At 39.0% G+C, this 11,578-nt stretch carries 13 protein-coding genes; 10 read left to right on the forward strand and 3 right to left on the reverse strand.

All coding sequences use genetic code 11. The features are described 5' to 3' along the window. Positions 1-25 precede the first annotated feature (25 nt). From MBBTH_RS03795 to MBBTH_RS03810, 4 genes are all read left to right on the forward strand, one after another. Complete coding sequence (locus tag MBBTH_RS03795; RefSeq protein ID WP_116591728.1) at positions 26-1,474, forward strand: dihydrolipoyl dehydrogenase family protein; 1,449 nt, start codon at positions 26-28, stop codon at positions 1,472-1,474. A gap of 2 nt (positions 1,475-1,476) precedes the next feature. After that, positions 1,477-2,196, forward strand: a complete 720-nt coding sequence (locus tag MBBTH_RS03800) for a hypothetical protein (protein ID WP_116591729.1) — start codon at positions 1,477-1,479, stop codon at positions 2,194-2,196. Positions 2,197-2,291: 95 nt separating this feature from the next. Then, complete coding sequence (locus MBBTH_RS03805; protein WP_165814022.1) at positions 2,292-3,251, forward strand: PLP-dependent cysteine synthase family protein; 960 nt, start codon at positions 2,292-2,294, stop codon at positions 3,249-3,251. A 105-nt stretch (positions 3,252-3,356) separates the two neighbouring features. After that, positions 3,357-4,040 (forward strand): hypothetical protein, encoded by a 684-nt coding sequence (locus MBBTH_RS03810; RefSeq protein ID WP_116591731.1) that lies wholly within the window; start codon positions 3,357-3,359, stop codon positions 4,038-4,040. Positions 4,041-4,106: 66 nt separating this feature from the next. Here the strand turns inward: MBBTH_RS03810 and MBBTH_RS03815 are convergent, their stop codons facing one another. Then, a complete protein-coding gene (locus MBBTH_RS03815; protein WP_116591732.1) occupies positions 4,107-4,751 on the reverse strand; it encodes a DUF11 domain-containing protein in 645 nt (214 codons plus the stop codon). Between the two features lie 265 nt (positions 4,752-5,016). Between MBBTH_RS03815 and MBBTH_RS03820 the strand changes: the two genes are divergently transcribed. From MBBTH_RS03820 to MBBTH_RS03830, 3 genes are read left to right on the forward strand one after another with little or no spacing between them, the layout of a single operon-like run. Beyond that, positions 5,017-5,859 (forward strand): pyridoxamine kinase, encoded by an 843-nt coding sequence (locus MBBTH_RS03820; protein ID WP_116591733.1) that lies wholly within the window; start codon positions 5,017-5,019, stop codon positions 5,857-5,859. 21 nt (positions 5,860-5,880) lie between these two features. Continuing rightward, entirely contained in the window at positions 5,881-7,056 is a 1,176-nt protein-coding gene (locus MBBTH_RS03825; RefSeq protein WP_116591734.1) for a cytosine permease, read from the forward strand. 49 nt (positions 7,057-7,105) lie between these two features. Beyond that, positions 7,106-7,546 carry a hypothetical protein gene (locus MBBTH_RS03830; RefSeq protein WP_116591735.1) on the forward strand — a complete coding sequence of 147 codons (441 nt, stop codon included), beginning with the start codon at positions 7,106-7,108 and terminating at the stop codon, positions 7,544-7,546. A gap of 205 nt (positions 7,547-7,751) precedes the next feature. Here MBBTH_RS03830 and MBBTH_RS03835 read toward each other — a convergent pair whose 3' ends face one another. After that, positions 7,752-9,140, reverse strand: a complete 1,389-nt coding sequence (locus MBBTH_RS03835; RefSeq protein WP_116591736.1) for an MFS transporter — start codon at positions 9,138-9,140, stop codon at positions 7,752-7,754. Positions 9,141-9,326: 186 nt separating this feature from the next. On the opposite strand from MBBTH_RS03835, the gene surE reads away from it, so the two are divergent. From surE to MBBTH_RS10880, 3 genes are read left to right on the forward strand one after another with little or no spacing between them, the layout of a single operon-like run. Then, a complete protein-coding gene (gene surE, locus MBBTH_RS03840; protein ID WP_116591737.1) occupies positions 9,327-10,142 on the forward strand; it encodes a 5'/3'-nucleotidase SurE in 816 nt (271 codons plus the stop codon). 18 nt (positions 10,143-10,160) lie between these two features. Next, positions 10,161-10,967 carry an alpha/beta fold hydrolase gene (locus MBBTH_RS03845; RefSeq protein ID WP_116591738.1) on the forward strand — a complete coding sequence of 269 codons (807 nt, stop codon included), beginning with the start codon at positions 10,161-10,163 and terminating at the stop codon, positions 10,965-10,967. A 13-nt stretch (positions 10,968-10,980) separates the two neighbouring features. Further along, positions 10,981-11,139, forward strand: a complete 159-nt coding sequence (locus MBBTH_RS10880) for a hypothetical protein (protein ID WP_165814023.1) — start codon at positions 10,981-10,983, stop codon at positions 11,137-11,139. A 93-nt stretch (positions 11,140-11,232) separates the two neighbouring features. On the opposite strand, the gene MBBTH_RS03850 is transcribed toward MBBTH_RS10880, so the two are convergent. Continuing rightward, positions 11,233-11,578: transposase (locus MBBTH_RS03850; protein ID WP_207773328.1), on the reverse strand; the 346-nt coding region annotated here is incomplete at its 5' end.

An 11,578-nucleotide genomic window follows, 5' to 3' on the forward strand; every position in this document is an offset into this window, starting at 1 on the left:
AAATTAAAAAAGGAGGAAAAACATTATGGATTATGATGTAATTTATATAGGAAGTGGAAACGCATCCTGGCAAGGAGGACGCTTCCTACGGAAAGCTGGCCTTAAGATATTGATAATAGAGCAAGGCCTTTACGGTGGGGCATGTGCAAACAGAGGCTGCAACTCAAAGGCAATTGTCGATTCTCCCTATGAGGTAAAGGCATTGGCGGATAACTTTGAAGGTGTTGGAAAGGCAGGAAACCTGGAAGTTGACTGGCCAAGCCTAATGAAGCATAAGCATAATGTCATTGAGGGAATGTCCTCATTTTTGGACCGCAAGTTCGATGAATACGATTTGGATGTGGCTCATGGAAGGGGAATGATAGTTGATGAGCATACCGTCAGGGTCGGCGATGAGACATTCACAACCGATAAGATTGTAATAGCGACAGGCCTAAAGCCGGTCATTCCGGACATACCTGGTAAGGAATATCTCCATGACAGTACAGACTTTTTGGACATTGCGGAGCTTCCTGAGCACACCATCATAATCGGTGCTGGATTCGTTGGAATGGAATTCGCCTCAATTCTTGCAGAGGCAGGCCGTAGTGCCGATGTTGTCATCAGGGGGAACATGGCATTGAAATATTTCCACCAGCCTTACGTCCAGAAGATTATAGAGATACTGAAGGAAAAGAACATACGCTTCCATTTTAATGAAACAGTGACTGAAGTATTGAGCAGTGTTGAAATCGAAAATCCAGAAGAAAGAATCCATAATGTTAGCAAAGGCGTAAACACTGATGAAGAACTGAGGGATCCTGAAGCGAAAGTGAACAACAAGGCATATAAAGATGCTTTTACCGTCAAATGTGAAAGCGGATTGAGTCTTAAGGGAGACTATGTCATTGCAGGAATGGGTCGTGAAGCCAATGTTGAAGGAATAGGACTTGAAAATGTTGGCATTACAAGCACCAGAAGCGGAATAAAGGTAAACGGATATCTTCAAACAGATGTTCCAAACATTTACGCTGTTGGGGATGTTGCAGATACCGGAATAGCCAAGCTCGTGACAGTCGCAATACACCAGTCCAAATATCTTGCAAAGGCAATACTTGGCGAAGCGGATGAGATTACATATCCTGCGGTTCCGGCCGTTGCGTATACAATTCCTAGAATAGCAACTGTCGGCGTTCCGGCATATGTTGCCGAGAAAAGCGATGAATATGAGGTTCATCAAATAAAATACGGCAAATCATACGCTCCCGTTTTAAAAAATGACAAGACTGCAGAGGCAAAGGTCATTGTTGATAAGGACCTGCAGATTGTTGGTGCCGAAATATATTCTGCCGAAGCGGAAAATGTCGCTAACATGTTTGCATTCATCATCAACAAGAAGATTACCCTTGAGGAACTGGATTACATGATTTACACTTTCCCATCAAGCAGTTCAGTTTGCCTGTATAAATTGCATAACATACACTACGACTTATAGAAATGATAAAAAAGGAACACGTTATAATTGTCGCATTGCTGATAATAATATTGACTTTCAGCTTTCTGATTATAACGACACTTGAAAGCCAAGCTGGCAATGACCAAATCACATACAGGGAAACATTGGCCGATGACCCTAATGATCCTGGCACCGTGGACGTGATTAGAAACATTGGAAATCCTGATGGGGAAAAGATAGCCTATGTTGTTGGGGTTCATCCATTGGAGCATTTGACACATGAAACATTGGTCAGGATGTTGCCGAACATGACAGGCCTCAGCCACTGTTATGATTTATATATAATCAATGTAACTGAGGATGTGGGATATTACGGCGACGGTCTGGACAATTATGAAAATCCAGGAAGGCAAAACGGACAGAACCTGGCATACAAGTACGTTTATCCGGAAATTGCGGAAGGCAATTACAAGATGGCAATTGATGTTCATTCAAATATTGGCGCATATCCATACAAGACATTTGTTTTCAGCCCGGTCAATGACGGTTTGGGCGTGAAATATGCACAGGAAGTTGCAGGCAATTGTCCGGACATAGACTATTACTCTCCAGACACAACCACCAGCGGACCCTTTTTGACAATACCATTGAATGAAAATGGCGTTCCTTCATTTTACTTTGAGGAATATAGCTTTGCAACACAGGACGTTAAGGACGAACACATGCTGGAATTGATTAGGGCTATTGATGCATTGGATTAAGGCACGTTTCAGCAGTTGATATTTTTTTGTAAAAAGTATTTTATAATTAAATTACAAATATAATAATGTTATATTATTGGATTGGATTGAATGTTATGAATATTGAAAAGTTGGTTGGCAATACGCCAATGATAAAGATTAATTATGAATATGAAGGAAAGCAAGGCAGCATATATTCAAAACTTGAATTTTACAATTATTCTGGCAGTATTAAAGACAGGATAGCTTTATATATTATTCAAAAAGAAAAAGAGAATGGCAAATTAAGTGACGGCCAGCCCATTATCGAGGTTACAAGCGGAAATACTGGAATCGCTTTCAGTGCCATAGGTGCTCTTTTTGGCCATGAGGTCCATATTTTCATGCCTGATTGGGTGTCTTTGGAGAGAAGAAAGCTCATTGAAATGTATGGCGCTCATGTTCACCTTGTATCAAGGGAAGATGGAGGGTTTAAAAAAGCCTTGGAGCTTGTTGACGATTTTGCAGATGAAATCGGCGCATATAAGCCACTCCAATTTGACAATGACTTGAATGTCGAAGCGCAGTATATGACAACAGGTCAGGAAATAATCGATGAGGTTCCTGATGTCAACGCTTTCGTTTCAGGAATAGGCACCGGCGGAACACTTATGGGTGTCGGTAAAAGATTGAAGGACCACAATCCTGATTCCAAGGTGTTTGCCCTTGAGCCATCCACACTTTCAATACTCAAGATGGGAATGGAAGAGGGAGACCACCTCATTGAGGGAATAGGCGATGACTTCATTCCTGGAATTGTCGATGAGGACCTGATTGATGACATTGTTCTAATCCATGACTGCGACGCAATCAACATGTCCAAAAGATTGGCAAAGGAATTCGGTTTGGGAATTGGAATTTCCAGCGGGGCTAACTTCCTGGCCAGCGTCTTGATGGATAGTGATGATTTGAAGATTGCCACAGTTTTCCCGGATGACAACAAGAAATACATAACCACAAAGCTCTCCGAGGAAATTGATGATGATCCTAAACTGATTTCAAACAGCATTAATCTTCTCAGCTTTGAAGTGATTTAAACAAATCACTCCTTTTTTTATCTTTTTTTAAAGATTGTTTAACTAAATATTTCTCTTTACCTCGCTTATATGCTTTTTTAAATAAATATAAGTATGGTGTTTATAATGAATTTTAAAAAAGTTTTAACAATTTTGCTAATCTTAACAATAGCATTAGTGTCACTCAGCTGTGTCAGTGCAGGATTATTCGATTTTCTGTCTGGAAATACCACTGATACCGACGATACATATTCTGAACCGGTAACCGCTGAGGATGCGCTGATTAAGTCATCCATTAATCTGAAGTATAGCGAACCTTATGAAAGTTCAAGTTATGCATATTTCTATGAGGGCACAGGTGAATATGCGGAAGCAGCTTACTGGGGACCATGGTACCTTAAAGCAACATTCAAGTTTGATGTGGATAAGCTCTATGAGATGGATTGTGGAAGTGATTCCAATTATACAATTGACATGTTCAAAAAAGATTTGAAATATATCGTTAAGCATGATGATATAGCCATGGATGATTTTGAATTGGACACCGATGAATTCTTGTTTGTCAACAATTCCGCCGTTACAGCCAGCCTGGAGAATGGTTCAGACGTTCTTGTTATCAAATGCGATTATGCCTTTGAGGAATATACTCAGTCAGGTATTGTTGATACGGTTGATGCTATGAAGAATGCTTCATCGGTGGATGTAAAATTAAGACTATGCAAGGACTTTGACCATAATTTCAATACAGGATCATACGACATTGACCTTGATTTGTACAGTCTTCCGATAAAAGTTACCCAAATCAGCTAAAAAAAATTTTTAATTTTAAAATTAAATGGGGTACCACTCCATTCTTCTTATTTTTTTAAAAAGAGATTATTTGCGCTTGAATGCTGGAGCGCAAAGCATGAACAATGTTATTAAAGCTAAAAATATCGGATTTCCGGTTTCATGCATTGTGGCTGAAGCGGTGCGAATGTCCTTGGAAACCTTTTGGGCGAAGACGTCTATCTCTTCCTCTTCATAGATGTCATCGCAATTGTCGCTTGTAAGGTATGCCTTATTGATTTTCTCGCCGGTGCTTTCGGCAACTGTTGTGATTTTTAATGTGACCATGCCGTCGCTGACTTTCAAGTCACCTATGTCCCATATTCCGGTTTCTGGATCGAAGGTTCCTTTGGTTGTGGTGTGTTTCACATATTTGAGGCCGGACGGTAATTTATCATATACTTTAACGTTTTTAGCGGTGTCGGGACCGAAGTTTTGAGCGGTCACAATCCAGGTTACCTCATCGCCAAGATTGATGTTTTCCTTATCAGCATCGTTATCCAATTCCAGTTGGGCGCTGGACAGTTGGTCCTGTGTGCTTTCACTCTTCAGATTGTCAATATCCTCGGAAACTTTTAACGTATTGTCCTGGCTTTCGTTGGTTATCTCATTTGCAGAAACGCAAGTGAGTGATAACGCCAAAATGAGGAATATCACAATAATGCCAATTTTTTTGATAATAATCACCTTCATGTTATTTTCTTTTTATAGTAATATTTAAAAATTTATATGAATCTTGTACATTTTAGTACTACAAAGTTTTATATAGTACATTATATAAATTAGTGATATGGATTTTAAATGAATCCATTAGAATTATGAATTAAAATTAAACAGAATTCTAAGATTAAATATTTTTAAATAGAATTCATTTAATTCATTATTCATATAAAAAGTCATAAATACTTGAAAACATTAAAAATATCTATTAATTAATTGAAAATATTCGGGTAAGAAAATGAACGATACAAAAATATTGACTATTCAAGACATATCCTGTTTTGGGCAATGCTCAATAACCGTGGCGCTACCGGTTGTTTCTGCTTTTGGAATAGAAACTGCCGTTCTTCCTTCAGCAGTTCTCTCAACACATACTTCAGGTTTTACTGATTTCACTGTTAGGGATTTGACAGAAGACCTTCCAGCCATCAGGAAACATTGGGAAAGCGAAGGAATTGATTTCGATGCCATATATACAGGATTCATTGCATCAGCAGAACAACTAGACTACATCAAGGACATAATAGATTCCAGACTGAAACCCGAAGGACTGGTATTCGTTGACCCTGCCATGGCAGACCATGGTGAATTCTACAACGGATTTGACCAGGAATTTGCAGACCAGATGGGGGAGCTCTGTAAAGTGGGGGATTATATCCTTCCGAATACAACAGAGGCATGCTACATATTGCACAAGCCATGGAAGGAAAGCTTCACAAAAGAGGAAATGCTTGAAATGGCTGAAGAGCTTGCGGATTTCACAAAAAGATACGTAATCCTAAAGGGATATGAGCATGAGGACAGCCAGCTTGGAATGATTGTATTGGACAAGAAGGAATCCACCGTGGAAATAGTCTACAATGACAAGGTCGATTATGTATCCCACGGAACTGGAGACGTTTTTGCATCATCATTTGTCGGATCAACCATGATAGGCAAATCTCCAACATCAGCTTCCAAAATTGCCGGTGAATTCACCAAAATAGCAATTGAAAAGACAATCGGCGATGAAAATCATAAATACGGGGTCAAGTTTGAACAGGCAATTCCCGAATTATATGATTTGTTAAAGAAATATTAAAAAGAAATCTGTTGGAATAACATGGAAAATCGTACAGGGCATTTCACAAATTTCATAATCTGGTTTGGAGTGGCCATTTCCGTTTCAGAAATCGAGGCGGGAATACAGATAGGGTCACTCTCAGCAGTGGACTCCTTATGGTTTCCATTAATTCTTGGCCACCTCATCGGTGGCGTATTACTATTTTTTGTAGGTCTAATTGGTGCACGTTTGCGCTTGAATGCAATGGAGAGCATCAACTCAACATTCGGCAATTACGGATCTAAATTTTTCGCAATACTCAATGTAACGCAATTGCTGGCTTGGGTGGCAGTTTTAAATGCTCAGGGAGCAATGGCTTTGATGGGCTTGAACCTGCAGATTCCATTTGGACTAGTCTGCATAGTTCTCGCAATTCTTGTTGCCCTTTGGGTTTATGTTGGCCTCCAGCGTTCCTCAAGGATAACTACAGTTGTGATGATTGTTCTCACATTGTTGCTTGCGATATTGTCATTCAAGTTCTTTGCAGGCAACACCTTCGCAACTATGCCTGCGGCCACAGCTTCAAAATTGGGCTTTTGGAATATCTTCGAGATTTCAATCGCAATGCCGATTTCATGGCTGCCTGTAATCTCTGACTACACAAAGGATGTTAAAAATCCCATCAAGGACACAGCATTGTCTGCCGTTGCATACACACTTGCAAGCCTGTGGATGTATTTCATAGGAATAGGGATTGTCGGACTTGGAACAACAAGCATTTCACAGGCAATACTCATATCAGGCCTTGGAGTGCAGGGAATAATCATTGTAGTGCTTTCAACAGTTACAACAAACTTCCTTGCAGCAAATTCGGCAGGTGAATCATCTAAGGCGATTTTCAACAGGATTAACCCAAAGATCGCCGGAGTGGTCATCAGCATGTTGAGTGCCCTTCTTGCGATTTCAGGAATAATGGACCATTATGTCAACTTCCTCTATCTCATCGCATCGGTGTTTGCGCCTATGGCGGCTGTACTGTTGGTGTCATTTTATTTCATCAAATCAGAAAGCGACATTTGGACATGGTGTTGGAACATATTCTCATGGCTTGTTGGTTTTCTCGTATACCAATCGACAGTAAACCTCGATTCCATCGTCTTGGGACCTACTTTACTGGCAATTATCATATCCGCCGCACTAACATATGTTCAGGTAATAAGAAAAAAAGTTAAATAGTCAGATATTAATACTTTATATTGATGTAATTAAGTTTAGGAGGAAATTCATGAATAAAAAGATATTCGCTATTTTATCTATTCTTGCTGTCTTAATGATTGGATGTGCATACGCTTCGGATTCAACCGATTCATTGAACAATAACACCATTACAATATCCGGAATGAATTTCACTATTCCTGATGGATTCACTGAAGATGTTGAGGGAGCTATTGTAAATGAAACTGGCTCTGATGAAGGATATAATTATGTAACTGAATCAAAAACCTTTGAATGTAATGATGACTTTATTATAATTAGTGTTTCCATATATGATAAGAATTTGACTGTAGATTATATGCAGGATTTTGGTGATGAGTCAACCATTAACAATGTCACTGGCTATTTTGAGGATGTGGGCTTTTTATCACTATTCTCTTATACTCAAGGCAACAAGCTCATTATCGTTTCCGCTAATGAAAAGCAATTAATTGAAGATGTTGTAAGTTAATGGGTTTTCCCTTATTCTCACTTTTTTTAATATTTTCGTAAAGAAATAAGTGCATTAATAATTAGTTTTACATTTAATATAATTGATTTTAATTTTAAAAACTATTAAATAATTAATTGTCTTTTTAATATTATGATATTTATTCAATAAAAACAATTAAAGTTCCAACGAAATATGCATGCACCAGAAAAATTTTGAAATTGTATTATAAGTTGGACTTGATCGTTTCCATTTGCTCGTCACGATTTTTCAGCCTGAAGGTGAAAAGGAATGCGATGAAAGCGACGACAGCGGCCAACAGCAAACTTATTTTATAACCCAGAATTCCAGAAAATGACGCGATTACACCACCGATAAGTGCACCGCCTATCAATTGCCCGGCACTTGAAAGCATGTTGACAATGGCTTGGCCGGCACCTCTTTCGGTCGGTTTGGCTTCGCTTAGGACAATATATCTCAAAGGGGCTCCGATGATGGTCACCATACCCACACCGATAAGGCATCCTGCCGCTATGAACAATATCATATTATGAGGATAGACCGCAATGACAATCAGGCCGAATGTCAAAATCAATGTTCCAATCATCATAATCTTACGTGAACCCGTTGAATCCAGAATCTTGCCGAGTATTGGGGCCGCAACTGCATTGGCACCCAGAATAGGAATCAGCATCAGACTTGCCAACTGATCATTCAATCCCATTGAAAGAATGACCAATGACGGAACGAATATTACTGAGGAGTAGATGATTCCATATGATAATGTCTCGATACATGCGATTCTTATTTCCCTGTTCTCCAGCATGTTTATCGCCACGATTGACTCCTCGGCTCGTTTTTCAATTTTTAAAAAGATAGGGATTAGGATAATGAAGAGGATTAAAAACGGTGCCACTTTCATTGACAATAGGCTGCTTATGAAATTGCTTGAGTCTATTTGGTTCAGGCCATATGCCAGGAATATTGAAAGCAGACTCAATATGAAGATTCCAAGATAATCTATCTTCAGTTTCCTGTTGTTCTCGGCATTTGGGAGAACGTATGTTGCGAGGACTATCAGAAATATGCTGATTGGAATGTTGATTGTAAAGCACCAGTTCCAACCATATGGGATTAAAACAGCACCTACCAATGGCCCTCCAATGGCTGAAATTCCAAAGACACTTCCAAGGATTCCCAATGCCTTTCCTCTTTCTTCCAATGGAAAAGCATCCCCTATGAATGCTCCTGCAACAGGGAAAATTCCTCCGCAACCGAATCCCTGGATTATTCTTCCTAAGAATATTGATTCGATGTTTAGGGAAAATGCGATTAGGCATGATCCGATTCCAAATAGCATCACATCAAGGATGAAGATTTTTTTCCTGCCGTAGAAGTCTGAAAACTTGGCCATGACTGGAGATCCAATCATGAAAAAGATGACGAAGAGCGTGAATATCCAACTTGATTCCCTGCTTGTAAGGTTAAAGCTTTGCTCAATTGAAGGCAGTACGGGACCGATTATTCCGGTATCGAGAGATCCCATGAAAACTCCAATCAAAAATAATATTAGTATTAAATTCCTTGTTTTTGTATCTAATGTTTTTGTTGCCATGCTACCGTTTAATCTCTTTTCTAATTGAATTTCACAAAAATAACTATGTTAAATAGTATTATTTAATATTTTGTATGATTTTCCCTACAAACATTTAGGATTGGTGGACATAACAACTAAAGAAATATTTTTTAACTAAAGATTAGAGATATTAAATCATATAATCTTTTTAGGGTTTTGAGATTTATGAACATTCTAATATCAAATGATGACGGTGTATTTGCACCCGGAATATTGGCCGCAAAACAGGCAGTTGAGGATTTGGCTAATGTCACTGTAGTGGCTCCTGATGAGAACAACAGCAGTGTCGGCCGACGTATGACCTTATTCAAGCATTTGGAAATCAAGACTGTTGAACTTGAAGATGGAAGTGAGGCATATAGCGTTTCCGGCAGCCCTGCCGATGCGGTGATTGTCGGTGCGGAGTATGTGATGGACGATAAGCCTGACCTGGTGATAACAGGAATAAACCAGGGGGTCAACATAAGCTGCGACATAACATCATCAGGCACGGTCTGCGCCGCATTTGAGGCGGTAAGCTTAGGCATTCCAGCCATTGCCGCTTCATTGTTCATGGATCCCAAAACATCATACAAGCAAGATGAAAACGGTGAATGGTATCTTGATTATGATTTTTCACTGGCCAAAAGGGTCTTGCATGATATCGTTTTAAAAATCATCAAGGAGGGATTCCCCGATGGTGTTGACCTGTTCAATTTGAATGTGCCATCCAATTATGAATCCGAAGATGTTAAGATTACTAGGCTTTCAGATAAAATGATTGATAAGAAGGTAATAGACAATACCGATGAGGAAAAAGCCGAATTATTCAATTATCCATTGCAGGAAAATCAGAATTCCGATGATTTAATCATGATTGCTCCTGACCTGGTCCGTGAATATGATGAGGGAAGCGATGGATATGCATTGATGATAGAAAAAAGGCCAAGCCTGACTCCTTTAAAGGTTAACATGACCTCTGAAAACCTAAAGGAATGGTAAAGCAACTGAGGAGTGTGAATGATGAAAAAGTTTTTAGATGTGAACGGTATAGAAATCTGCATAGACGATACTGAAGAAGGCGAAACCGCATTATTGCTGATTCATGGATTGACAGGAGATAAGTCAACCATGTATCCGGTAAGGGACATGTTCAAGGACGATTATCGCATAATCACAATTGACACAAGAGGGCACGGCGAGTCAACACACCCTAAGGAATATACAATCGATGACCATGCCGATGACATACACGGAATAATCAAGGAATTGAACCTGGAAAAGGTAGATATTTTGGGATATTCCATGGGATCATACATTGCCCTAAGGGCCGCCGAGGCCAAATGCGATGATATAGACCATCTGGTTCTGCTTTGTACCAAGCCGAATGGAAAGACATCCTCTGTTGCAAGGCTTCTAAAGGAGGCAAATCTTGACATTACTCAGGTAACTCCTGAGGAGATGATGCAGGTAATCATCAAGGCCAGTGTAGCTCCACAATCCTTGGAAAAGGTTGAAAGTGGGGAATTGGACATTTTAAAATTGTTGAACGGTGAGGAAGCTTATGAATTGAACGCTGAAGAGAAGGCTGCTGAGGACGCATCACTTGCCAATTTCGACAATTCAAATGATTACGATAAGGTGACCTGCAAGACATTGGTCATAGGTGCCGAATATGACGGCATCAACCCGCCTGAATTGGGTCGTGAAGTGGCTGATGGAATAGACGGCGCCAGATTTGAACTGATTAATGATGCAGGTCATTTGGTAATAATAGAACAGCCTGAGGAATTCCAAAATATTGTAAATGACTTTTTGAAAGATTAAAATAGGTGATAAGATGAATTTGATAACAACGCTACAAATTTTCAATTTGCTTTTGTTGATAATCATCGCAGTATTGCTGTTTATCAACCGTAAAGCGGAAAACCAAACCAAGATGAGACTGGCGTTTTTGATACTTCTAGTCTTGTTTGTTCTCGAAGTTTTCATGTTTTAGAAAGTAAAGATATTTACTTTTTTTTATTTTTTGAGGGCGACTCAAAATTAATTATTTTTTTTAAAAATTTTTTTGCATTAATTTTTATTATTTTTAGGTATTTTGTTTGTTGTTTTGGTGTATGAGTTCGTTTTGTATTGTTTCGTTGTATATTCGTTTTAAATTGTGTGATATTGCGAGTAATTTTGCTTCTGTTTGTGTTCTTTTTAATCCTGTTGTGTTGAATTCTGTTACTTTTAGATTTTGTTTTATATTTCCAAATGGCCATTCTGCTGTTTTTGATCGTTTTTTGTAGATTTCTTGTGCCCATGGTGTTTCCATTTTTCTAAGCATTTTTATTTTGTTTGGATTTCCATAATCGGTTATGATTCTATTGTATCTTTTTCCACAGCATTCTTGGTGTTTTGGGCATGTTTTGCAGTTGTTTGTCCAGTATGCG

It is taken from the genome of Methanobrevibacter thaueri (assembly GCF_003111625.1).
Taxonomy (GTDB): domain Archaea; phylum Methanobacteriota; class Methanobacteria; order Methanobacteriales; family Methanobacteriaceae; genus Methanocatella; species Methanocatella thaueri.